The sequence below is a fragment of the Perspicuibacillus lycopersici genome, assembly GCF_025660475.1.
GTDB classification, from domain to species: Bacteria; Bacillota; Bacilli; order Bacillales; family Caldibacillaceae; genus Perspicuibacillus; species Perspicuibacillus lycopersici.
In genome coordinates this window covers 567085-589668 of sequence record NZ_JAOUSF010000001.1, presented here as the reverse complement: position 1 = coordinate 589668, position 22584 = coordinate 567085, and the positions used below count along the sequence as shown (strand labels likewise).

General features: G+C 34.9%; 25 protein-coding genes. 16 read left to right on the top strand and 9 right to left on the bottom strand.

The annotated features are described in order from the left end of the window. Positions 1–59 precede the first annotated feature (59 nt). Positions 60–806: an EcsC family protein gene (locus OEV98_RS02860; RefSeq protein WP_263071690.1), complete on the top strand. Its 747-nt coding sequence runs from the start codon at positions 60–62 to the stop codon at positions 804–806. A 119-nt stretch (positions 807–925) separates the two neighbouring features. Here the strand turns inward: OEV98_RS02860 and OEV98_RS02855 are convergent, their stop codons facing one another. Continuing rightward, entirely contained in the window at positions 926–2107 is a 1182-nt protein-coding gene (locus OEV98_RS02855) for a M20 family metallopeptidase (RefSeq protein ID WP_263071689.1), read from the bottom strand. 120 nt (positions 2108–2227) lie between these two features. Between OEV98_RS02855 and OEV98_RS02850 the strand changes: the two genes are divergently transcribed. The 4 genes from OEV98_RS02850 to OEV98_RS02835 all read left to right on the top strand — a co-directional run bounded on the left by OEV98_RS02850 (position 2228) and on the right by OEV98_RS02835 (position 5828). Then, on the top strand, positions 2228–2875 hold the full coding sequence (locus tag OEV98_RS02850; protein ID WP_263071688.1) for a phosphatase PAP2 family protein: 648 nt from the start codon (positions 2228–2230) through the stop codon (positions 2873–2875). 130 nt (positions 2876–3005) lie between these two features. After that, positions 3006–4079 (top strand): cell wall-active antibiotics response protein LiaF, encoded by a 1074-nt coding sequence (liaF, locus tag OEV98_RS02845; RefSeq protein WP_263071687.1) that lies wholly within the window; start codon positions 3006–3008, stop codon positions 4077–4079. Positions 4080–4092: 13 nt separating this feature from the next. After that, complete coding sequence (locus OEV98_RS02840) at positions 4093–5133, top strand: HAMP domain-containing sensor histidine kinase (protein WP_263071686.1); 1041 nt, start codon at positions 4093–4095, stop codon at positions 5131–5133. 44 nt (positions 5134–5177) lie between these two features. Continuing rightward, complete coding sequence (locus OEV98_RS02835; RefSeq protein ID WP_263071685.1) at positions 5178–5828, top strand: response regulator; 651 nt, start codon at positions 5178–5180, stop codon at positions 5826–5828. Positions 5829–6097: 269 nt separating this feature from the next. On the opposite strand, the gene OEV98_RS02830 is transcribed toward OEV98_RS02835, so the two are convergent. After that, entirely contained in the window at positions 6098–6625 is a 528-nt protein-coding gene (locus tag OEV98_RS02830) for an antibiotic biosynthesis monooxygenase family protein (RefSeq protein WP_263071684.1), read from the bottom strand. Positions 6626–6982: 357 nt separating this feature from the next. Here OEV98_RS02830 and hemE point away from each other — a divergent pair, with 357 nt between their 5' ends. Beyond that, entirely contained in the window at positions 6983–8020 is a 1038-nt protein-coding gene (hemE, locus tag OEV98_RS02825) for a uroporphyrinogen decarboxylase (RefSeq protein WP_263071683.1), read from the top strand. 10 nt (positions 8021–8030) lie between these two features. Continuing rightward, on the top strand, positions 8031–8960 hold the full coding sequence (hemH, locus tag OEV98_RS02820; protein WP_263071682.1) for a ferrochelatase: 930 nt from the start codon (positions 8031–8033) through the stop codon (positions 8958–8960). Between the two features lie 56 nt (positions 8961–9016). On the opposite strand, the gene yhfH is transcribed toward hemH, so the two are convergent. Then, positions 9017–9157 carry a protein YhfH gene (gene yhfH / locus OEV98_RS02815; RefSeq protein WP_263071681.1) on the bottom strand — a complete coding sequence of 47 codons (141 nt, stop codon included), beginning with the start codon at positions 9155–9157 and terminating at the stop codon, positions 9017–9019. 321 nt (positions 9158–9478) lie between these two features. Between yhfH and OEV98_RS02810 the strand changes: the two genes are divergently transcribed. After that, entirely contained in the window at positions 9479–10213 is a 735-nt protein-coding gene (locus OEV98_RS02810) for an MBL fold metallo-hydrolase (protein ID WP_263071947.1), read from the top strand. Between the two features lie 29 nt (positions 10214–10242). Then, positions 10243–11235, top strand: a complete 993-nt coding sequence (locus OEV98_RS02805; RefSeq protein ID WP_263071680.1) for a lipoate--protein ligase — start codon at positions 10243–10245, stop codon at positions 11233–11235. A 136-nt stretch (positions 11236–11371) separates the two neighbouring features. On the opposite strand, the gene OEV98_RS02800 is transcribed toward OEV98_RS02805, so the two are convergent. Genes OEV98_RS02800 through OEV98_RS02790 form a run of 3 tightly spaced genes read right to left on the bottom strand, consistent with a single transcriptional unit; the run spans position 11372 to position 12882 of the window. Continuing rightward, positions 11372–12139, bottom strand: a complete 768-nt coding sequence (locus OEV98_RS02800; protein WP_263071946.1) for a DUF817 domain-containing protein — start codon at positions 12137–12139, stop codon at positions 11372–11374. Between the two features lie 28 nt (positions 12140–12167). Beyond that, positions 12168–12389 carry a helix-turn-helix domain-containing protein gene (locus tag OEV98_RS02795; protein WP_263071679.1) on the bottom strand — a complete coding sequence of 74 codons (222 nt, stop codon included), beginning with the start codon at positions 12387–12389 and terminating at the stop codon, positions 12168–12170. 10 nt (positions 12390–12399) lie between these two features. Then, positions 12400–12882 (bottom strand): DUF2975 domain-containing protein, encoded by a 483-nt coding sequence (locus tag OEV98_RS02790; RefSeq protein WP_263071678.1) that lies wholly within the window; start codon positions 12880–12882, stop codon positions 12400–12402. A 322-nt stretch (positions 12883–13204) separates the two neighbouring features. Between OEV98_RS02790 and OEV98_RS02785 the strand changes: the two genes are divergently transcribed. The 3 genes from OEV98_RS02785 (at position 13205) to OEV98_RS02775 (ending at position 15718) form a co-directional block, all read left to right on the top strand. Further along, positions 13205–13930 carry an AzlC family ABC transporter permease gene (locus OEV98_RS02785; RefSeq protein ID WP_263071677.1) on the top strand — a complete coding sequence of 242 codons (726 nt, stop codon included), beginning with the start codon at positions 13205–13207 and terminating at the stop codon, positions 13928–13930. Continuing rightward, positions 13927–14241, top strand: coding sequence for an AzlD domain-containing protein (locus OEV98_RS02780; RefSeq protein ID WP_263071676.1), 315 nt, complete (start codon positions 13927–13929; stop codon positions 14239–14241). The genes OEV98_RS02785 and OEV98_RS02780 overlap by 4 nt, the downstream gene beginning before the upstream one ends. A gap of 205 nt (positions 14242–14446) precedes the next feature. Beyond that, a complete protein-coding gene (locus tag OEV98_RS02775) occupies positions 14447–15718 on the top strand; it encodes a M48 family metallopeptidase (protein ID WP_263071675.1) in 1272 nt (423 codons plus the stop codon). 289 nt (positions 15719–16007) lie between these two features. On the opposite strand, the gene OEV98_RS02770 is transcribed toward OEV98_RS02775, so the two are convergent. Further along, positions 16008–16247: an IDEAL domain-containing protein gene (locus OEV98_RS02770; protein ID WP_263071674.1), complete on the bottom strand. Its 240-nt coding sequence runs from the start codon at positions 16245–16247 to the stop codon at positions 16008–16010. A gap of 235 nt (positions 16248–16482) precedes the next feature. Here OEV98_RS02770 and OEV98_RS02765 point away from each other — a divergent pair, with 235 nt between their 5' ends. Continuing rightward, on the top strand, positions 16483–17052 hold the full coding sequence (locus OEV98_RS02765; RefSeq protein WP_263071673.1) for a competence protein ComK: 570 nt from the start codon (positions 16483–16485) through the stop codon (positions 17050–17052). Here OEV98_RS02765 and OEV98_RS02760 read toward each other — a convergent pair. Further along, a complete protein-coding gene (locus OEV98_RS02760; protein WP_263071671.1) occupies positions 17016–17414 on the bottom strand; it encodes a hypothetical protein in 399 nt (132 codons plus the stop codon). The two genes, OEV98_RS02765 and OEV98_RS02760, sit on opposite strands and share 37 nt — an antisense overlap. A 231-nt stretch (positions 17415–17645) precedes the next feature. Here OEV98_RS02760 and OEV98_RS02755 point away from each other — a divergent pair, with 231 nt between their 5' ends. The 3 genes from OEV98_RS02755 to lepB all read left to right on the top strand — a co-directional run bounded on the left by OEV98_RS02755 (position 17646) and on the right by lepB (position 21106). After that, complete coding sequence (locus OEV98_RS02755) at positions 17646–19628, top strand: S9 family peptidase (RefSeq protein WP_263071669.1); 1983 nt, start codon at positions 17646–17648, stop codon at positions 19626–19628. A gap of 208 nt (positions 19629–19836) precedes the next feature. Next, positions 19837–20463: a TVP38/TMEM64 family protein gene (locus OEV98_RS02750; RefSeq protein ID WP_263071667.1), complete on the top strand. Its 627-nt coding sequence runs from the start codon at positions 19837–19839 to the stop codon at positions 20461–20463. 82 nt (positions 20464–20545) lie between these two features. Beyond that, positions 20546–21106, top strand: a complete 561-nt coding sequence (lepB, locus tag OEV98_RS02745; RefSeq protein WP_407676485.1) for a signal peptidase I — start codon at positions 20546–20548, stop codon at positions 21104–21106. Between the two features lie 83 nt (positions 21107–21189). Here the strand turns inward: lepB and OEV98_RS02740 are convergent, their stop codons facing one another. Then, positions 21190–22323, bottom strand: coding sequence for an MFS transporter (locus OEV98_RS02740; RefSeq protein ID WP_263071656.1), 1134 nt, complete (start codon positions 22321–22323; stop codon positions 21190–21192). Between the last annotated feature and the right edge of the window lie 261 nt (positions 22324–22584).

Sequence of the window (22584 nt, the reverse complement as noted above, 5' to 3'; positions counted from 1 at the left end):
GAATAAAAACAACGATAGCTTTTGCTGGAGGTAGAAGTGTGTCTTGGGAGGTGTTTTTCGTGACATATGAAGAAAAAGCGTATGATGAACTGATGGAATGGCAGTTAAAAATGCGAAAAAAAGGTTCATTTGTTCAAAAATTTTCTAAAACGGCACAAAACAAAATGAACCAGCTAATACCAGAAAAAGTCCATAAGCTATTAACAGAAGCCATTAAAGCAATGGTAAAAACGGTATTAACTGGATCCGATGTTATTTCTAAAAATACCTTTCCGCAGGCATTACACCTAAAGGAAAAAGAAACACTGATTAACCAGCAATTAGATGTATACCGTAAAACGGCGGTATTGGAAGGTGCAGGGACTGGTGCAGGCGGTCTGATTTTAGGAATGGCTGATTTTCCTTTATTACTGTCTATCAAACTGAAATTTTTATATGATGTGGCTAAAATTTATGGGTATGATATGAAACAATATGAAGAGCGCCTATTTTTACTGCTTGTGTTTCAAATGGCGTTTTCCAGCAATGAAAAACGAAGAGAAACATTACACTTGATTGAAAATTGGGAGGCTGAAAGAAAAATATTACGAGATGTTGATTGGCAAAGTTTTCAGCAAGAATATCGGGATTATATTGACTTAGTGAAATTGTTGCAGCTATTTCCTGGGATTGGTGCCGCGGTTGGGGCTTATGCGAATTATAAGTTACTAGATCAACTAGGGGAAACTGCTATTTATTGTTATCGACTTCGCTATTTCCGTAATCTAGGGAACATAAAGGATTATGTAGAGGGTTACGACAATTAATGGGAAAATTGGCTGATTAACGAATTTCAAAGTAACATATTTTTTGAAAATGGATAGTATAAAAAAAGCTACTACTCGAATAATTATCGGTCAGTAGCTTTTTTTGTTCATTGCTTTAGTCACACTTCCGCTTGATATTTAACGGCAGCAGAGATTAATGTTTTTGCTGCGAGTAGCAGTGATTTTTCGTTAATATCAAATTTTGGATGGTGATGTGGAATAATTTCTTCTATATTATCCGGTCTTGCGCCAGTGAAGAAAAATGTTCCTTTTACATGCTGTAAATAGTAGGAGAAATCTTCGCCACCCATTTTCGCAGGAGATTCTAAAACTTCTTCTACGCCGGGAATATCCTTTGCAATATTTGCGAGAAAGTCCGTTTCTGCTGAATGGTTTACTAATGCAGGATACCCACGGAAATATTCATATGTATAGGTGCTGTCATTTGTATAACAAGTACCTTTAATGACACGTTCCATTTCCATCTCAATTTGATCTCGAACATCTTCATTAAAGGTTCGAACGGTCCCCTCGAGAACAACCTTATCGGCTATCACATTAAAGGCATTTTCAGCAACAAACTTACCGACAGAAATAACTGCGGCATCAGTAGGATTTACCTTTCTACTAACAATTTGCTGCAGATTTATTACGAGCTGAGCAGCGGTTACGACTGCATCTTTAGAATTATGTGGATATGCGCCATGGCCACCTTTTCCTTGAATCGTAATTTTAAAGCGATCAGCTGCTGCCATAACTGGACCAGTACGATACAAGATTTGACCGGTTGGTTCAGTCGACCATAGGTGAGTACCGAAAATAACATCAACACCATCCAAACATCCATCTTTTATCATTGAAATAGCACCACCAGGAGCATATTCCTCGGCATGCTGATGAATCATTACATATTCGCCACTAAGCTCTTCACGCATTTCATATAAAGTTTTAGCAACCGTTAATAGTGTTGCAGTATGACCGTCATGACCGCAAGCATGCATAACGCCTGGTACTGTAGATTTGTATGGCACATCTTTTTCATCCTGAATCGGAAGGGCGTCAAAATCTGCTCGTAATGCAACGGTTTTTCCGGGCTTACTTCCTTTAATACGAACAACTACTCCATTTCCTCCAACTTGTGTACGAATATCCGTAACACCTAATGTTCGATAAAAGTCAGCGATATATTGGGCAGTCTTTGTTTCCTGAAAGGAAAGTTCAGGGTGTTGATGTAAGTATCTACGAATTTCTACCAAATTTTCATATTGTTCATCTAATCTTTGAAACATTTTTTGTAACATGTGCTCACCTCTATCATAAGATTTTTTAATTATATCACGAATAATATAAAATTTTTCAAATAATTATATTATAATAAATTTGTATAAATTATATTAGATTATTAGAATAGGAGACTTTCCATGAAAAAGTTTTATTGGTTAGCGATTATAACATTTATCCTTTTTTTAGGGTTATTTCTTTATATAGGCGATGGACATATGACTAAATTTGACGAACAAGTCCAAACTGCATTAGCCTTTTTGGATCCTGCAATACCGTTTTTTGAACAGTTTTCTATATTAGGGACGACAATTGGAATTGGTACCGTTACTGTTCTGTTATTGTTATGGCTATTATTCGTAAAGAAAAATTATAGTGGTATGGTATTAGCTTTATTGGTTGTTGGTGGAGGTAATCTAATCAATAAAGTGATTAAGGACATAATTGGCAGAGAACGTCCATTTGGACATGCCAGTGATAGTTTTAGTTTTCCGAGTGGACATGCTATGGTAGGCTTCCTTTGTTATGGATTATTCGCGTACTTTCTCACTAAAGAGGTTAAAACGAGAGCTATGAAAACGATTATTGGCTGTATTTTCGGCCTTATTATATTCATTATGGGTATTGGACGTATACCTGTACATGAGCATTATCCAACAGATATACTTGCAGGATTTTCCATTGCCTTTTCCTATTTCTTTTTATGCATCGTTATTTATGAAGCTTGGAACGGGAAGCAGAGGAAGAAGAAAATGGATGAGAAAAAAGGCATTACGATTCATTCGTAACGAAAATATGAAGTAGAAAAATATCCGTCTACAGACGGAGTAAAATTCCATCTAACAATTGTTTTTTAGTTGTAAATACTCTAATAAACTATAAGAAAAAGAGAGTATAGGAAAGAAAGAAGGTTTCTTTATGAAAAATATTTCCACGTCAAAATTGTTATTCGCACTTTTATTATCTGCGGTTGGAGTAATCCTTCTATTAGTTAATATCGGAGTCATTTCCTTGGAAATAAAAAACATTTTTCACAATGTCTATCCATTCTTGTTTTTCATTCTTGGTCTGATTTGGTGTTATCAAGGATTTTCATCAAGACGAAAAAGGCGGATTTTTTGGGGACTATTTTTTATTGTTTTTGCAAGTTTCTTAATAGCAGATCGGTTCGGTTACGTGACATTCGGTTTTTGGGATATTTTTAAATTATGGCCATTCCTTCTTATATATTTTGGTATTCAAATGCTATTTGGTAAAAAAAAAATCGTTAAAGTAACGATAACGAATGATAAAAAACAAAAAAATGAAGAAAAAACAATAATTGATTCAGAGTTTGACGATTTCGACCTTGCTTTTTCTAGTGAATTTCATGAGGATAATCGGAAAAAAGAAAAAAAAAATAATCTGGATGTTGAGGAAATTCTCCAATTAGTGAATCAGCATGTTAGTGATGAAGCGATACGAGAAAAGATTCAAGAGAAATTAAAAACGAAATATGCTAAGAAGACGAAAGAAGAATATCGGCAAACAGACGGTGACAATTATATGGGAAATGATAACGAACCTGCTAGCTATGAGGATATAAGCAAGAGAAAAGCATCGAGTAATAATACCGATATTAACGTTTTTGGTATGTCCATTGGAGATATTGAATATAAAAAAACAAATTGGTCACTTGAGCCAATGAAGCTTCAGCATATGATAGCAAACTACTATTTTGATTTTAGCAAGGCATTTATTCCGGAAGGGGAAACGCCTGTTACACTAAAAGGTAGAGTGGGAGATATTACCATTCTTATTCCAGAGGATATACCAGTGAAAATTTCGGTAAAAAATGCGATTGGTAATGTAGAATTATTCGGTCAGGACTCTCCTAATGTAGGATCAGGTCGCGTTTACTACTATGAAAGTGATAATTATGCCGATGCTACACGAAAAATAAATTTAACAATTCACTTATCGATTGGTTCTGTTGAAATCAACCAAGTATAGGAGTCTAGTCATGATGGGGAAAATATCAAATTTAACGATTTGGTTTATTAAACAATTTTGTATGAGTGCGTTGTTTTCCACCGTGTTCTTTTTTATCACAATACAAATATATATTATGCTGTATCCTAATGCTTCCTTCCATCTTCCGGATGTGATATTCCTTTCAGCTTCCTTATTTTTTCTTTCGTTAAGTACCGCAATTTACTTTGGATTACGCAGCAGCACCGAGATCAAGAAGCGTCTGCGAACAATGATTACTTTTCTTTCCTCTTTAAGAAGGGGGAAATATACGGAGCGGTTACCACAAACAGAGAAGGATGAAATCGGTATACTCGCGGATGAAATTAATGATTTAGCAGCAGCATTAGAGGAACAGGTAATAACTGTACAACGATTAGCCAATGACAAGTCAGAATTACATCAGCATGTGCGAAATGCTGCTGTTTTGGAGGAAAGACAAAGATTGGCAAGGGATCTTCATGATTCGGTTAGTCAACATTTATTTGCCCTTAGTATGATGGCTTCTGCAAATTTGAAAATGATCGAAGCTAATTCTCATTTAGTAAAACCACAAATGGAACAAATTGCATCGATTGCAGCGAAAGCACAAGGGGAGATGCGTGCACTTCTTTTGCATTTGCGACCTGTCGATTTAAGTGGAGAATCATTATCAGATGGCGTCATTACGCTACTTAAAGAGCTGAAAGGAAAAACAAATCTTCTCTTTGATGCAAGTGTAGATGAGATTGAAGGACTACCAAAGTCAGTTGAAGAGCATTTATTTAGAATTATTCAGGAAGCATTGTCAAATATTTTACGTCATTCTAATGCAGATTCAATTAAACTTACGTTAACCGAACAGAATCAATTTGTATATTTGTATTTACACGATAATGGGAAAGGCTTTGATACGGGAGAACAGAAAAAAGTATCCTACGGTTTAAAGACAATGCAAGAACGGTGTGAGGAAATTGGAGGAGTTTTTACGCTTCGTTCGCAAAAAGGGAAAGGGACATATATTGAAATAAGAATTCCTATTCGTAAAAACAATTAAATCTGATAAATTTAGTAGTGTATTTAGGAAAGAGGAGAGAAAAAATGGATCCAATTCGAGTAGTTGTCGTGGATGATCATGAAATGGTCCGTAAAGGATTGATTTCCTACTTATTGACTGAGCCATCAATGGAAATCATCGGGGAAGCAAACAGTGGTAGAAGAGCAGTCGAAATTGTTAAGCAATTAAAACCAAATGTTGTGTTAATGGATCTTCTTATGGAGGATGGAACGGGAATTGATGCGACAAAAGAAATCATGACATTTTATCCCGAATGTAAAATAATCATTATTACTAGTTATTTTGATGACGAAAAAGTTTTTCCAGCAATTGAAGCTGGTGCATTTAGTTATTTATTAAAAACAGCACGTGCGGAAGAAATCATTGCTGCCATTTATAAAGCGATGAGCGGGGAAACCGTAATAGAGGCGAAGGTAGCAAACAAAATGATGAATCGTTTGCGGTCGAAAAAACGAGAACTTCATGAGGATTTGACGGAACGCGAGCTGGAAGTACTCATGTGTATTGGGGAAGGAATGACAAATCAAGAAATAAGTAAAGAATTATTCATTGGTATTAAGACGGTAAAGACGCATGTAAGCAATATTTTAGGGAAATTAGACGTGCAGGACCGGACGCAAGCAGCAATTTATGCAAACAGGCACGGTCTCGTCGGTAACAAAAATAAGCAATAAAAGTGCTATATGGTGTAATACGGATAACAATGGGGGCATTAAAATGAATTATGGCCCCTAATACATTTAGGACGTCTCTCTACGTGGCTAATTATTAATCATATTTGTCTTTTCCAATCAATTTCTCCAAAGAAAATCACCTCATATTAAATCGTGTTACTTGAAATCTTGAAAATATTTCCCCATTTGAAAATAGAATGCGTTTTTATCTAGGAAAATATTTTTTATTTTATCTGGAGTAATTTATGCTATAGTCCACACAGCATTCACTAATTTTCCTCCTGAGAGGCATTCATTTCCCTATCAATCGTATAGGTTGCAATATAGGATGGGCTCTGATATACATTGCCAGGAGGAGGTGTTAATTTACTTAGCATCCCATCTTCCTCAAACAATACTTGCATTTTTTTCCAATTAGAAAAATCCTCAGCTTTTTCCCAACAAGTAATAATAATATAAGTATCGCTTTTTGCTGGGCGAAGCATCCGGAAAGCGATAAGTCCTTTCACAGTCGAACTATTGTCTAATAATTTTTTTGCATGATACTCAAATATTGGCCGGTTTTCTTCATTGATAGGGATGTGCTGGAAAATAGCAACTCCTTTTCTCGGAAATTCTCCATCTGAATGAAAAACATCATATTTTCTTGGAACTTGAAAAATCGATTTTCCACTTGTTTCGTGAAGTAATAATACATGGTCAGAAGAAAACATCATGACTAACTTCTCTGTTGGATATTTAGCTTCTATTTTTTGTAAAAAAGGATATGTTCCTGTGGTGATAAAAATTTTTTCCAAAGAGATTACCTCCAGTTGATATGAGCATAATATTATTTTGGTATAAATTATAATGCTATAATACACGAGGACAGTTATGAAATGTAACAACTGATATCGTATAAATTATAATAATTATAAAAAAATAATCATGATAAAGTGGCAACTTTATGACATTTTCTTAAAATTGCTATACATTTTTCTCGTTAAAAGTTATATTGTTGCTTGGAGAATAATTTTTTACTTGCGAGCGAAGATGGTAGGAAGCCATGATAGTAAGTAGTAATTATTATTATTATTATTATATAAAAATTTTTGTTTTTACATAAGTATTTTATGTAATGAAACTGACTGACTTAGAAAGGTGGACGTACCTCTATGACCAAACCATTCAATGATACTTTTTTGAAGGCTGCACGAGGGGAAAAAACCGATTACGTTCCCGTATGGTATATGAGACAAGCGGGACGTTCTCAGCCAGAATATCGGAAGTTGAAAGAAAAATACTCTTTATTTGAAATTACGCATCAACCTGAGTTATGTGCATATGTAACGCGACTTCCTGTTGAACAATATGGTGTAGATGCAGCGATTCTATATAAAGATATTATGACACCACTACCTTCTATTGGTGTCGATGTTGAAATTAAAGCTGGTATAGGTCCAGTGATTGACAAACCGATTCGTTCTATCCACGATGTGGAGAAATTAGGAGAAATTAACCCAGAACAAGATGTTCCCTATGTACTGGAGACTATCCGTTTATTGACTACTGAACAGCTTTCCGTTCCATTAATTGGATTTACCGGTGCTCCTTTCACACTTGCTAGCTATATGATTGAAGGCGGTCCTTCAAAAAATTATAACAAAACGAAAGCCTTTATGTATTCTGAACCAAAGGCATGGTTTCTATTAATGGATAAGCTTGCGGATATGGCGATATCCTATGTGAAAGCACAAATCAACGCTGGCGCAAAAGCCATTCAAATATTCGATTCCTGGGTAGGCGCACTAAATGTAGAAGATTATCGTACGTTTATTAAACCAGTAATGATGCGAATTGTTTCTACCCTGAAGAAAGAAAATGTTCCACTAATCATGTTTGGTGTTGGTGCCAGTCATTTATTGTTGGAATGGAATGATCTTGATTTAGACGTTATTGGATTAGATTGGCGGATGCCAATTCAAGAAGCAAGATCTCTAGGCGTAACAAAAACAGTCCAAGGAAATTTAGATCCTGCAATTTTGTTATCTTCTTGGGATGTTATTGAAGAAAGAGTGAAAAATATATTGGATCAAGGAGTAACACATCCAGGCTATATTTTTAATTTAGGACATGGAGTGTTCCCAGAAGTAGATCCGGATACGTTAAAACGCTTAACACAGTTTATTCATACGTATACAAAATTAATATGAGGTGAACAACTTGAGTAGAAAAAAATTAGGCTTACTTGTTATGGCATATGGAACACCATATAAAGAAGAAGATATTGAACCATATTATACCGATATTCGTCATGGTCACAGACCATCAGAGGAAGCTTTACAAGATTTAAAAAATCGCTATCAAGCTATTGGTGGAATCTCTCCACTAGCGAAAATAACAAAAGCGCAAGCAGAAAAATTAACGAAACGCCTAAATGAAGTGCAGGATAACTATGAGTTTCAATTATTTATTGGATTGAAGCATATTCATCCATTTATTGAAGATGCTGTGAAAGAAATGCATGATGCGGGTATACATGAAGGAATCAGTATTGTATTAGCTCCACATTACTCTACATTTAGTATTAAAAGCTATAATGAACGTGTGCAAAAACAAGCAGAACAACTTGGCGGCATGAATATCGTTTCGGTTGATAGCTGGTATAATGAACCTAAATTTATCCAATATTGGGTAGATCAATTACATGCCACGATTAATAAAATGACAGATGAAGAAAAAGAACATTATATTGCAATTTTTTCTGCACATAGCTTACCAGAAAAGATTTTACTTGCCGGGGATCCATACCCTGAACAGCTTTCAGAAACAGCTAAATTAATTGCAAAGGAATCTGGTATTAAAGAATATGCAATTGGCTGGCAAAGTGCTGGACAAACTCCAGAGCCTTGGTTAGGACCTGATGTACAGGATTTAACAAGAGATCTTTATCATGAAAAAGGCTATAAAGCATTTATTTATATACCAGTAGGATTTGTTGCAGAGCATTTAGAAGTATTATATGACAATGATACTGAGTGTAAGGTTGTTTGTGATGAAATCGGGGCAAGCTACTATCGTCCAGAAATGCCAAATGATCAAGCTCCATTTATTGATGCACTAGCAGATGTAGTATTAAAAAAATTATCTTAATAACTTAACGAAAAAGGCCGTATCTATTAGTACATGCTAATAGATACGGCAATTTTTTATTTATGGATATCTTTAATGCCTATACAGGAATAACAAATATTCCCATAGCATTCATGCTGTTCTTCAATTTCTTTTCCACAATTTGTGCAAAGCTTGGACGGCAGATTTTCAAAAAATTCGACAATACTAATGTTCAATTCGTTTCTCCTCCCATTATTAAAGGCTTTTTTCGGATAGATCGTTACTATTCATTCGTACGTCCCATAGCATGTACTTGCACTTTGCGTTGAATCTTCCTGTATCCTGTCTGCTCATCGTTTCAATTAATAAACTCTATATCAGGACAATTCTTTAGAAAAAAGCCTTTTAAAATAAACTACTTTCATTTATTGTATTATAACAGTTTATAATATGTAACACTGATATAACACAAATTTTAAAATAGATGAAAATTTTTTTAAAAGAGAGTATAGTTAAATATGGTATTTGTGAAAAAATCGCTTAAGGGGGGATGATTTCTGAAGCTAACAGTTATTGGTTGCTGGGGAGGTTATCCAAAAGTAAATGAGGCTAGTACGGGGTATTTACTCGAGCATGATGGTTTTCGACTACTGATTGACTGCGGTAGCGGTGTATTGTCAAAACTACAACAATATGTAGATCCAACTGATCTCGATGCATGTATTGTTACCCATTATCATGCTGATCATATTGCAGATATTGGTGTATTACAACACGCATTGATTGTACAGAAATATTTACAGCCAATGGTGCGAAATTTGCCGATTTATGGACATCAACTGGATGAACAAGCTTTTCGCAAGCTTACGTATAAAGATATAACAACTGGAAAGGCGTATGATCCGAGTCAAACACTTAGGATTGGTCCATTTACCATATCTTTTCTTCCAACCGTACATCCAGTGCCTTGTTTTGCATTTCGAATCGAGGCAGCTGGCAAAATATTTGTATTTACTGGCGATAGTGCATTTCAAGATTCTTTTATCGAATTTGCCAAAGATGCAAATCTTTTACTGTGCGAATGTAATTTTTATGCTAATATGGATGGCGGAAACGCAGGTCATATGAATAGTAAGGATGCTGGTACATTAGCTGCAGCTGCCAATGTAAAACAGCTAGTACTTACGCATCTTCCACAGTATGGAATAATAGAAAACCTTGTAACAGAAGCAGGGGAATACTATGATGGTCGCATTCATCTTGCAGAAGGTGGACAAGTTTGGGAAATTTAATAAATTCAATAGAATAAGGAGATGTAATGATGTTATTTGTTGATAACAAAGGAATTCACGATCCACAAATTAATTTGGCAATTGAAGAGTACATATTGAAAAATCTCGATATTAATGAAACGTATCTTTTATTCTATATTAATGAGCCTTCTATCATTATCGGTCGTAATCAAAATACGATAGAGGAAATTAATACGGAATATGTAGAAAAGAATAACTTAAAAGTTGTTCGCCGACTTTCAGGTGGTGGAGCAGTATATCATGATTTAGGGAACTTGAATTACAGCTTCATTACAAAAGATGACGGGGATAGCTTCCATAATTTTAAAAAGTTCACAGAGCCAGTAATAAATGCGTTAAGAAAGCTAGGAGCAAACGCAGAATTATTAGGTAGAAACGATATTTTAATTGAAGGAAAAAAAGTATCTGGTACTGCACAATTCTCAACAGGTGGCAGAATGTATACACATGGTACATTAATGCTTAATTCTGAGCTAGAAAATGTTGCATCTGCACTTAAAGTGAAAAAGGATAAAATTGAATCTAAAGGAATTAAATCTGTCCGTAGCCGTGTAGCAAATATTTCTGAGTTCCTAGATACACCAATGACAGTGGAAGAGTTCCGTTCATATATTTTAAAAGCTATCTTTGAACAAGAGGGTGGCGAAGTGAAAGAATATGTTTTAACGGAAGATGATTGGGGAAAAATCCACCAACTTTCAAAAGAACGTTATCAAAACTGGGAATGGAATTATGGGAAATCACCAAAATTTAACATCCAAAATTCCCATCGTTTCCCCGTTGGATCGATTGATGTGCGCTTAGATGTAACAAAAGGTGTTATTGAATCGTGCAAAATTTTTGGTGATTTCTTCGGTGTTGGGGAAGTAAAAGATATTGAAGATAAATTAATTGGAATTCGTTACGAAAGAAATGAAATTGACCGTGCGCTAGACGATGTAAATATTAAACATTACTTTGGTAACATTGAAAAAGCAGACTTTGTCAATTTACTTTATTAAAAAGGATGTTTTTCTAAATTTCACATTGAAATAATGGTTAAAAAAGGTTGACTAGTTTGGTGTTGCAAACAGGTCAACCTTTTCACATATTTAATGGCTGCTTTCATTTAGTCTTTTGCTAGTTAAATGATACTTCCTATGGAGTATTCTTCTTCACTAGTTTTAATGTCGCAACAATAAGAAAGCTAACAATCACTAATAATAGCCAAGAGCTTACTTTTCCAAGATGAACAAGACTCCATGCTTCGGTTTGGTTTGGATATTCCCATGCACCAAAGAATGTTGCGATATTTTCTGCAATCCAAATGAAAAATCCAATCAACACAAACGATAGTGCAAGCGGCATCCGGTATCGCTTGCTACCAACCTTATACGTAACCCATGATTTCCAAAATACAATCATTACGAGACCGGATAACCACCATCGAATATCTAACCAATAATGGTGGGTAAAGAAATTTAAATAAATCGCTGCAGCAAGCGGGACTACGACTAGGAATGGTGGCCATTTCACGAGCTCTACGCTCAATCTTCTCCATGCTTGGCAAAGAAAGCTTGCAACACTTGCGTACATAAATCCACTATACAATGGAACTCCGGAAATTTTGCAATATCCTTCCTCGGGATAGGACCAGGAGCCCATATGTACTTTAAATAGTTCCAGTGCAAGACCAATTAAGTGAAACAATGTGATAACCTTCAGTTCATCACGTGTTTCCAAGCCAGAATGCACCATCCACCACTGCATCAGTAAACATATGATGAGTAGCCAATCATATCGTGGGAGCAAGGGAAGCGGGATAATTTGTGTAATTGCCAAGGAGGCAAAAATTACAACAGGAAACAAGCAGGATAATGCTAATTCCCAACCAAAACGAACGAGCTGTTTTAGTACACGGTTGATTGGTGTCACCGGTTTTGTCTCCATTATATTAATCTTGTGAAGTTTCATTATTACGATATTCTAATATATCTCCAGGCTGACAATCTAACGCCTTGCAGATACCCTCTAGAGTGGATAATCGAATCGCCTTTGCTTTTCCATTTTTCAATATGGATAGATTAGCCATTGTAATTCCGACTCTCTCTGATAGTTCGGTAACACTCATTTTTCTTTTTGCCAACATCACATCAATATTAATAATAATTGCCATTGTTTTCACCTCAGACCGTTAAATCGTTTTCTGATTTTATTTCTATTGCTTCCTGTAATAGTTTTTGAAGAACTGCAGCAAACACTGCAATTACCATAGAAGCAAAGATTAAGACTAATCCGACTAAGATGATACCTGGTGCATCGTCTCTTTCTGCTAATAGATAAAATAGAGGCAAACCAAGCACAAATAAAACACTGATTGTACTTGCACAGTTTTTTATTTTCTTAAGAGCAGTTACAGAAATTTCAGAGAAGGCTTTGTTTTTGTCAATATAGCTTAACAGTTTAAAAGCTTGATACAGTGCTAAATAAAATGGTATTGCTGCTGCATACAAATCGATAAATACTAAATATTTTATAAAGGTAAAATCTGGGTAAAGTTCCGCAGCATATTTCGCAATCTCTGGTACTAAAAAGATGCATAAAGCTAGAATTGGAATCCCAATCAGAATAACGGTTATTTTCAAAAAGAGCGTTGTTCCTTGTTTCATAAAAAAGCACCTCACTAAATTATAGTTATTTTACGTTTTGATTTTACCATCGGATTTATCGTTTTGCAATAAATAAATATTGTTTTTGTTTATATTATTGTTGTTATCTGTTATTCTCTACTCTTGTAGTAGTGATAAATGTAGAGGTCTGTTCTTTGATATGGATAGCTTGATCTCTCGTTACTATTATGTGATTAAAGAAACAGAGGGCTATCTGCATATACGGGCAACATTAGCAAATATATTGTCTTTCCTAGCATATATTTTCTATAATAATTTTAATCTACATAGACAATTGTCAAAGGAATGAGGAGGAAAGAGATTGGAAGCTACTGCAGTCCATCGTCCATTACATCAATTTAAACTTGGTTTACAGGCAGGGGTGTCTATTGCTATAGGTTATATGCCGATTGCCCTCACTTACGGGTTTCTTGCCAAAACGACCGGTCTTACTTTATCTGAAACATTACTGATGAGTTTACTTGTTTATGCAGGTGCTGCCCAATATATGGCATTAGATATGATTGCGAAGCAGATTGGAGTAATCGAAATTATTTTTACTACCTTTATTGTTAATATTCGACATTTACTAATGGCTGCTTCATTAAATGAAAAGGTGGAAAGTGATCGGCCAGTAAAAAAAGCATTGTATGCTTTCGGTATTACCGATGAAACGTTTTCGGTAGCTGCCGTGGAAAAAGGGAAGCTTACAACGGGATATATGTTTGGCTTAACAATAATTGCCTATTTAAGCTGGGTTTGTTTTTCGGGACTTGGATTTGTCGTTGGCGCTAGTCTTCCTGATATTTTCCAAGAAGGGATGTCTGTTGCATTGTATGCCATGTTCATCGGACTGCTTGTACCTTCCATGAAGGCAAATATAAAGGTTGTTTTTTTAGCAGTAGTTGCAGCGTTATTCAACTGTTTATTTGTTTTTTTAGAAGTGCTGTCATCCGGTTGGGCCATTGTTTTGTCGACATTACTATCTGCGCTATTAGTGGAGCTGATTGTCTGGTTAAAATCTGAATATGGGGGGAGTACTTCTTGAACAGTTCGATTGTATGGATGATTGTAGGAATGGGAATTGCGACATATTTACCAAGAATGCTTCCATTGGTTGTATTTCAAAAAGTGCAATTTCCGCCTTTTTTACAAGGCGTATTAAAGAACGTACCGTTTGCTATTTTAGGAGCACTTATTTTTCCGGGAATTTTATTTATTCAAGACGATATTTGGTTTGGAATGTTAGGAGCGGTAATTGCTTTTTTGCTAGCATACATAGGAGCAAATGTTATTATTGTCGTCATTGGATCGATTTTTGTATTATCTATCGTTTCTTATTTATTAGCTGTTTTCTAAAGAATTAATGTTATACATGTGATAGGCAATTTTTTGTTTGGAAATTCGGAGGACAGGGAATACGAAAACAGTCTATTGTTAAAGGAAATGCTTTTTCGCTAATGACATATACTAATAAGGGATGGACATGTCATTAGAGAGACATGCTTCTTTTATCTCTAGATTGCATCGGAGAAATGTAGTTGCGATACAGGAGGGGACTCATTTGAAGAAAAAAATTGCTATTACAGGGGTATCATTGTACATACTTTTTTGTGGGTTTATTTATTTGTACTTGTTTGTTTTCCAAGATGCTACCTTACCGGCTAATTTAGTTGGTACATCTATTGATCCAGCAACCTTTTTATCACGCGAGGAACTACTGCTATCAGAGCAATATTCAAAAATTCGCGATCTATTATTTTTTCTCGAAATTCCATATGAATGGCTATTTTATTTGTTTATCCTGCTTTTTGGACTAGGTAAGGTTTTTTATCGCTGGGCGAATGAATATGGGAAGCTAGAATTATTGAAAAGTGCGATATTTACCTTTTGTTTATCGTTATTGTCATTTGTTTGTTTTTTTCCTTTTCGTTATATCCGCTATACATTATCGAAAAATTATGGGATTTCCACACAAGACTTTTCCTCTTGGATGCGAGATGGAATGATTGATTTTTGGATTAATTGGTTAATGCTATTTTTCGTTGTAGCGGTTTTGTATTGGCTATTAAGGAAAAGTCCAAAACGATGGTGGATATATGCATGGCTTTTGACCATCCCTTTTACGATTTTCTATATGTATATCCAGCCAGTAGTTATTGATCCGTTGTATAATGATTTCTATCCAATCCAAAATAAAGCGTTGGAAAATAAAATTTTAGATTTAGCAGGTACTGCAGGAATCCCAGCGGAGCACGTGTATGAAGTGAATATGTCGGAAAAGACAAATGCCTTAAATGCCTATGTAACAGGAATAGGTGCAAATGCCCGAATCGTGCTTTGGGACACTACATTAAATCGTTTAGCCGATAACGAAATTTTATTCATTATGGCGCATGAAATGGCACACTATGTAGAAAAGCATATTTATATTGGGATGGTAGGCTATTTGCTGCTACTATTTGTTTGTCTGTTTGTTGTCGGCAAATTGTTAAATTTGGCAATTAAAAAATACGGGGAAATTTTTGCGATTGATTCTGTCCAAAGTCTTTCCTCTTTACCGTTATTGTTACTTATTGTGTCGATGTTGCTATTTGCTACAAGTCCTCTCACGAATGCAGTTTCTCGCTATCAAGAAATGCGAGCGGATCGTTATGCTATTGAATTAACGCAAGATGTGGAGGCAGGTGTAGAAACTTTTCAAGAGTTGACAAAGACGGGATTAAGTCAAGTGGACCCACCAGCACTTGTAAAGTGGTTCCGCTATGGACATCCAACAATGAAAGAGCGAATTTTACTTATTGAACAATACGAAAATACTACTGATAATAAATAATTGTGAAGGACACCGCTTATAAAAAACAATTGCATTTGTTTTTGAAAAAGTGGTGTCCCATTTTGTTAGGACACCACTTTGAGAAACAGAAAGTAATGGATTATTTTTTGGGTCCATTCTATTATGTAGTGCGACAGGAGAGGATGTGTAAAATGGACTTCTTAGAAAAGATGGATTTGTATAGTGGGGATGTTTCTATACAGCTGGAATAAAATGAATGATTAAAAAGGAGGAATGTGTTGGATACTCAGAAAAATAACTGCTAATAAGCAGTTCCACAAAATAGTGTTTATGCGTTTAATTCTTTTTCAATATTTTTAAGTTCTTCAGCAAGTAAATGAAACGTCTCCCGGTCATTACAATCAATCGCTTCATCAATTTTCCTTTTTAACTTTTTCTGTTTTTCCTTCAAAAGCGATTCGTGCAATAGTATATCAATGTAAATGCTTTGAACAAATTTTTCCTTTCGTTGTTGATGTGCCAAGGCATATGCTTTCGTTAATTCTGCATAGGAATTTTCATTTTTCATATTTCTCCTCCTTTCCGTGTTTTGGTATTCACTTCTCGCTTTTCAGATAAAATTCTTATTTTATATTATATTAGAAAATGGCGAAATATTCAATTAAAATTTATAATCTTCAGAAAAAAGGTTATAGATATATATTTTGGTTTATTTGAAAAAAATAAAAAATATTGGTGACATTTGTCGATTTTATTGCTATAATAAAAGGGTAATTTTTATTAATTGTAAAGGAGATGGATATATGCGCTTGCATGAAGAATTTGAATTAACGCCATATACTATGTCGGTAATTCCGATTCCGTATGGCAGTAAAACGTATTCGAAAATAATGGAACTGGATAATGAATTTATTACCCCGTATCGTCCAGTCGACATTATTAAGAAAAGTTGTCGCTTCTATGCATCTAGTTATGCTGGTAGAAAAGAAGGGACAAAAGAATTGATCGGTGTTTCGATAAAGGCACCAATTGTAATTGATCCCCTACAATCCATTTATTTTTTCCCTACGGCTTCTTCGAGTAAACTTCATTGTGCATGGATATCACCTGAGCATGTTTTAAGCTATGAACGAATTGATGGCATAACAACAGAAGTAGTATTTCGTAACAAACAACGTATTCGTCTACAAGTATCTTCCAATACCTTTAAAAACCAAATGTATAAAACGGCAATGTTACAAACAAAAATGCTTCAGCGTTCCGCTGAAAATGGACGGAAAAATCTGTTCTCTACAGAGTCAGAATTATTCCAAGAAGCAAAGGAAAAACGAAAGGTTTATCGAGTTACCCGTAGAGATTGGTCTGACGATTGATTATTTTCAAATCGCTTAAATAAATAATAGGAAAGTAGCTCTTCTACTTTATTTTTTAATCGTGGATTAAAATAATTGTGGTATTCTTCATACCCGTTATAGATAAACAGATAAGTGGTAAAAGTATCATCCCTTTTCACTTCTTGAACCTTCATTCCCCTTTTTTTCATAATCTTTTTCACTAAGAATAATTCGCTTTGAATTCCTGTTAGGGTGTTGTCAATCAACATTAAATAAGGGTTTCGTAGCTTGAATGGGCTATTATTTATGATATATAAATCTTTCTCTAAAACTTTAACTAACATTGGAAAATAAATTGCTTTTTCCATTAAGTCTCTATCCTCTGAAGGAATCCTTGTCATTTTTATCACCCCTATAAATAAGAACAAATGTTTGTATATTGATATATTTATATTATATGAAGAGAAGAAGAAAATCAATCATGGAAATTAGAGACTCTTTTACCTTCGACAAATAATTTCATAATTGCAAAAAAACTCTCACAGTATAGCAGGAAAAAGTATTACGAATGTCGAAATGTTTTAAAGATGCAGACGATAAAATGCACAGTAAACATGGAAGGGTGAGATAAAATGTCTAACTTAAGAGGAATTGTAGCAGAAGACTTATATGAACTTTCATCAAGCAGTGATCCAAGACTGTCGCCGATGGGGGATAAGGTAGCATATGTAGTAACATCCATTTCAAAGGAAAAAAATGAATATGTTTCCAATATATATGTATTGGAATTAGCAACAAATGAAGTAACCCAATGGACATTTGGTGAATTCCGTAATAGTTCACCACGTTGGTCACCAGATGGTACAAAGCTTGCTTTTGTTTCCAATCGTTCAGGTAAAAACCAAATATATGTTATTGATGTAAATGGTGGGGAAGCAAATTCGGTAACAAAGGTAACAAATGGGGCGACAAATCCTGTTTGGTCACCAGATAGCCAAAAAATAGCCTTCTCTGTAGCATTGAAAAAGGACGAGCCATTAGTAAAAGCAGAAGAAAAAGAAGAAAGAAAAAAATTAGAACCACTTGAAGTGGATAAAATGAAATACAAATCTGATAGCGCAGGATTTTTCAGTGGGAAATACCAACAAATTGTGATAGTAGATTTAAAAACATTAGAAACGGAAAAGGTAACGGAAGGGGAGGTTCATCATTCGCTGCAAAGCTGGTCACCGGATGGTAAATATATAGCATTTGGAGCAGATTATGCGGATAATACCGATTTTTCCTTTAAGCAAGATATTTATTTGTTAGATGTTGATTCTAAAGAAAAGAAACGAATTACTGCGGAAAATGGAGGCTATTACAATACGACATGGTCACCGGATGGTCAGTATATTGCTGCATTTGGAAATGAAAGAGAGTATGAGAATGCAACTTTAAGCAAATTATATTTATATGATGTAGTAAAAGGTGCGTTTACTTGTATATCTAAAGATTGGGATATTCTTGTAGGGGATGCCACAGTAGGAGATTTTCAGCAAGGAGCAGTAACTCCAGGTGCACTATGGACAAGTTCTGGAGAAGGATTTTATTTTACCTCGGCAAATCTCGGCAGCACGAATGTGTTTTACTCTAATATAACGGGAGAAGTAAAGCAAGTAACAAAGGAAGCAGCACATATTTATGGATTAACCGTATCAAAAGATGGAAGAGCAGTAGCTGCGATTAGTTATCCGAATCAACCAAGTGACTTGTATGAATTAAATCTTCAAGAAGGTACGGTAAAGCAAATAACTAAAAGTAATGAACAATTTTTACAAACGGTTCAATTAGCAGCTGTAGAGCCAATTGAATTTAAGGGAGCAGATGATTGGGCGGTTCATGGATGGATTATGAAGCCGGTTGGATTTACAGAAGGAGAAAAATATCCATTGATTTTGGAGGTACATGGTGGTCCACACGCAATGTATGGAAATACATACTTCCATGAATTTCAAACGTTAGCAGCTGCAGGCTATGCAGTTTTATATGTAAATCCACGTGGTAGCCATGGATATGGACAGAAATTTGTTGATGCAGTTCGAGGGGATTACGGTGGAAATGACTACAATGATTTAATGAAAGCAGTTGATTATGCGATTGAAACATTTGATTTTATTGATGGTAATTCACTAGGAGTCACAGGTGGTAGCTATGGTGGATTTATGACGAATTGGATTGTTGGGCATACGAATCGTTTTAAAGCAGCAGTTACCCAACGCTCGATTTCCAATTGGATCAGTTTTTACGGGGTAAGTGATATTGGGTATTACTTTAATGAATGGCAGCATAAGCTCGATGTCAATGATATCGAAGGATTATGGAAAATTTCTCCCCTTGCTTATGTAGAGAACATTGAGACACCGCTTTTAATATTACATAGTGAGAAGGATTTCCGTTGTCCGATTGAACAGGGTGAGCAATTATTCATTGCATTAAAGCATCGGAATAAAGAAACAAAGTTTATACGTTTCCCAGAATCCAATCATGAATTATCGAGAAGCGGTATTCCGAATTTGCGAGTTAAACGTTTAGAGTATATTAACAGTTGGTTTAACCAATATTTAGCAAAATAATGTAGAAAAAATAGCTGGCTATCCAGCTATTTTTTCATTCTCTATAGTATAATTCATATATTTTAAAATAATTAATTATGTTATACTTTTTGTAGGTTTTTTTGTTTAAAACGAACTAGTTGGAAAAACACTAAGAAGATTGGTCAATCCTTTAGGATATAGAAAATGAAATAGAGACAGCAATGAAATTGTACAAGGGAGATTTTGTATGGATGCTACACTCATAAAAGAATGGTTCACATTAGAAAACTTAATGGAATTGGTTCAAAATTATCGTTCGTTTGGACCTATCCCAGGAATACTATTACCATTATTAGAATCCTTTTTACCATTCTTACCGTTGTTTATATTCGTAATGGCAAATGCCAGTGCCTTTGGTTTAGGATTTGGTTTTTTATATTCATGGACAGGTTCAAGTCTCGGAGCATTGCTAGTATTTGCGTTAGTACGCAAATATGGACAGAAGCGTATTTTGTCATTTATAAAAAATCATCGCCAAGTAAAAAAATTTGTTCATTGGGTGGATAAAAAAGGATTTGGGCTACTATTTCTATTACTCTGTTTCCCATTTACGCCATCTTCCATTGTTAATATTGTTGCTGGATTATCAAAAATAAACATATACCAATATGGATTGGCCGTTGTGTCAGGAAAAATGGTAATGATCTTTATCATCAGTTACATAGGACATGATATTCCATCGCTAATCCAACAGCCGAAACGAACAGCTATTGTACTACTTTTAATTGTCGTTCTTTGGTTCGTTGGGAAGCGAATCGAAATCCGGTTAAATAAAAAGATGGAAAAAGAACATAAAAAAAGTAGTGGGGAATAAGAAGAATAGCAACGTTGTAAACGATAGTGGTTATTTCACTTAGCTCTTTCGATATTATGCGGAGTATTAGGCAAGGAGAGAAATTATGGGGAAATTTAAAAGTGAAGGCATTGAATGGTTGAAGGCACTGGTAATGGGATTTATCATCTTTCTCATTATTCAAATGTTCTTCTTTACTAATTATGTAGTAGAGGGAGAATCAATGACCCCAACATTACAGGATGGGGATAAATTAGTAGTAAATAAAATTTCGTATCGCTTTAGTGATATTAATCGATTTGATGTTGTTGTATTCCATGCGAATGACAAGGAAGATTATGTGAAACGAGTAATTGGACTACCAGGTGATGAAATTACGTATCAAGACGATCACCTGTATATTAACAATAAATTTTTCAATGAACCGTACTTAGATAAATTTAAAAAGCAAGTAACAGATGGTCTATTAACGAAAAATTTTACATTGCAAGAGCTAACAGGTCAGATGCAGGTACCAGAGGGTTATCTTTTCGTTTTAGGTGATAATCGAAAAAATAGCTTTGATAGTCGCCAATTTGGATTTGTATCGATGAATGAAGTGGTCGGAAAGGTAAATTTACGTTATTGGCCAATTAACGAATGGGCAGTTTCCTTCCAAAAATAATCGAATAAATATATCACTTAAACCTGTTGAATGGGATGTTTTCAACAGGTTTTTAAATTTTTAGCCTTTTTCGTTGCCATTAATCATGAAATGCGCTTAAGTTTCCAGGTTACGAAAAAATTATGCATAAATGTAAAGATAAGAAGAATTAGTACCATTCGATAAGAAAGTATCGAGGCGACGAAAGAGCCTAAGCTTGCTCCGATTAATAAGAGAAAGGAATAGAGACATAACGCTTTGCCACGATAAACACCGCTATTCGTACCGATAAGATGAATGATGGTCGGAATGAGTAGGGCAATGGAGGCAACGAAGAAAATGGAAAGAAATGCAGTAAACCATGGTGAATAGCTAAATAAAAGCAATATCATGCTTCCTATTCCAAGCAGGATGCCAATAAGTAGCGTATTTCTTGCAGAAAAATAGGAAATGAACGTACCAGCAAAAACGGATAAAAAGACACCTAGTAACCCAATCGATTGTATTAAAACCTTTAAATCTCCTTGGGGAAGGAAATAGCCTAATGCCTCATAGTAAGCAACAAAAGAAAATAATAGTGTGAATACAATAGAATAGTATTTACTAAGTATTTTGCCACGTAGTAGCTTGATAAATTGGCTGATGATTCCTTTTACACTTTCTTTTGAATGATGATTAACTACTTTTGGTAAAATAAAAATTCCGAGGAAAAATAATAGCAGGTAAACAGCACTGAAGAAATAATACACGTGCTGCCATGTACTGATCTGCAAAATAAACGCACTTGTTAACTGACCAATCATACCAGCTGCTAAAAATCCCGCATTAATTAACGCAATCCAAAATGTCCGTTCTTTTTCCATAAAAATATCAAATGAAAAAGCAAATGCTACTGGTGCAAAGCTTGCCAATGAGAATCCTTGGATACCACGAAAAATATAAAGCGGTAAAGGAGTTTTTGCAAACGAGACGAGCAGCGTGGTAATTGCGGAGACAAATAAACCAATTAAAATAATTCGCCTACGACCAAAAGAATCGGCTAGTGGACTAAATACAAGCAATCCAAAGGCATAAAATAAGGTGAAAAGTATACTTCCGGTTGCAACATCCTTTGCAACTATATCCATCTCATTTGCAATCGTTGTATATAAAGGTATTAATGAATAAATATTACAGGTTACTAGTAAACCAATCGTAACAAACAGTATCCCCACTGTGTTCTTATGAAGTACATTCATACGATACTCACCTCGCACATAGCCTATTCTGTTTACGGCTAGAAGGTACGTTGTATACTATAGGAAATTAGGAAAAAAACGCGATCTGTTCACATTGACTATTTCCAGTATAAAATAGTCGAATTTATGTTTGGATATTGTTAGAATAGAAGAGGATATTTACTTGAAAAATGGTAGTGTAACTATCGAAAATAATTAAACTAGGATTATTGTTCTTTCATATGATAATTAATATTGTTTGGGTCTTTCTAGCTATTTATA

Excerpts from the sequence above, each read along its gene's own strand:
- OEV98_RS02750 (WP_263071667.1), top strand. The coding sequence starts at position 19,837 with ATGGATGCTACACTCATAAAAGAATGGTTCACATTAGAAAACTTAATG.
- OEV98_RS02855 (WP_263071689.1), bottom strand. The coding sequence starts at position 2,107 with ATGTTACAAAAAATGTTTCAAAGATTAGATGAACAATATGAAAATTTG.
- OEV98_RS02790 (WP_263071678.1), bottom strand. The coding sequence starts at position 12,882 with ATGAAACAAGGAACAACGCTCTTTTTGAAAATAACCGTTATTCTGATT.
- OEV98_RS02835 (WP_263071685.1), top strand. The coding sequence starts at position 5,178 with ATGGATCCAATTCGAGTAGTTGTCGTGGATGATCATGAAATGGTCCGT.
- OEV98_RS02850 (WP_263071688.1), top strand. The coding sequence starts at position 2,228 with ATGAAAAAGTTTTATTGGTTAGCGATTATAACATTTATCCTTTTTTTA.
- OEV98_RS02805 (WP_263071680.1), top strand. The coding sequence starts at position 10,243 with ATGTTATTTGTTGATAACAAAGGAATTCACGATCCACAAATTAATTTG.
- OEV98_RS02740 (WP_263071656.1), bottom strand. The coding sequence starts at position 22,323 with ATGAATGTACTTCATAAGAACACAGTGGGGATACTGTTTGTTACGATT.
- OEV98_RS02840 (WP_263071686.1), top strand. The coding sequence starts at position 4,093 with ATGGGGAAAATATCAAATTTAACGATTTGGTTTATTAAACAATTTTGT.
- OEV98_RS02760 (WP_263071671.1), bottom strand. The coding sequence starts at position 17,414 with ATGACAAGGATTCCTTCAGAGGATAGAGACTTAATGGAAAAAGCAATT.
- OEV98_RS02755 (WP_263071669.1), top strand. The coding sequence starts at position 17,646 with ATGTCTAACTTAAGAGGAATTGTAGCAGAAGACTTATATGAACTTTCA.
- OEV98_RS02795 (WP_263071679.1), bottom strand. The coding sequence starts at position 12,389 with ATGGCAATTATTATTAATATTGATGTGATGTTGGCAAAAAGAAAAATG.
- liaF (WP_263071687.1), top strand. The coding sequence starts at position 3,006 with ATGAAAAATATTTCCACGTCAAAATTGTTATTCGCACTTTTATTATCT.
- OEV98_RS02765 (WP_263071673.1), top strand. The coding sequence starts at position 16,483 with ATGCGCTTGCATGAAGAATTTGAATTAACGCCATATACTATGTCGGTA.
- OEV98_RS02770 (WP_263071674.1), bottom strand. The coding sequence starts at position 16,247 with ATGAAAAATGAAAATTCCTATGCAGAATTAACGAAAGCATATGCCTTG.
- hemE (WP_263071683.1), top strand. The coding sequence starts at position 6,983 with ATGACCAAACCATTCAATGATACTTTTTTGAAGGCTGCACGAGGGGAA.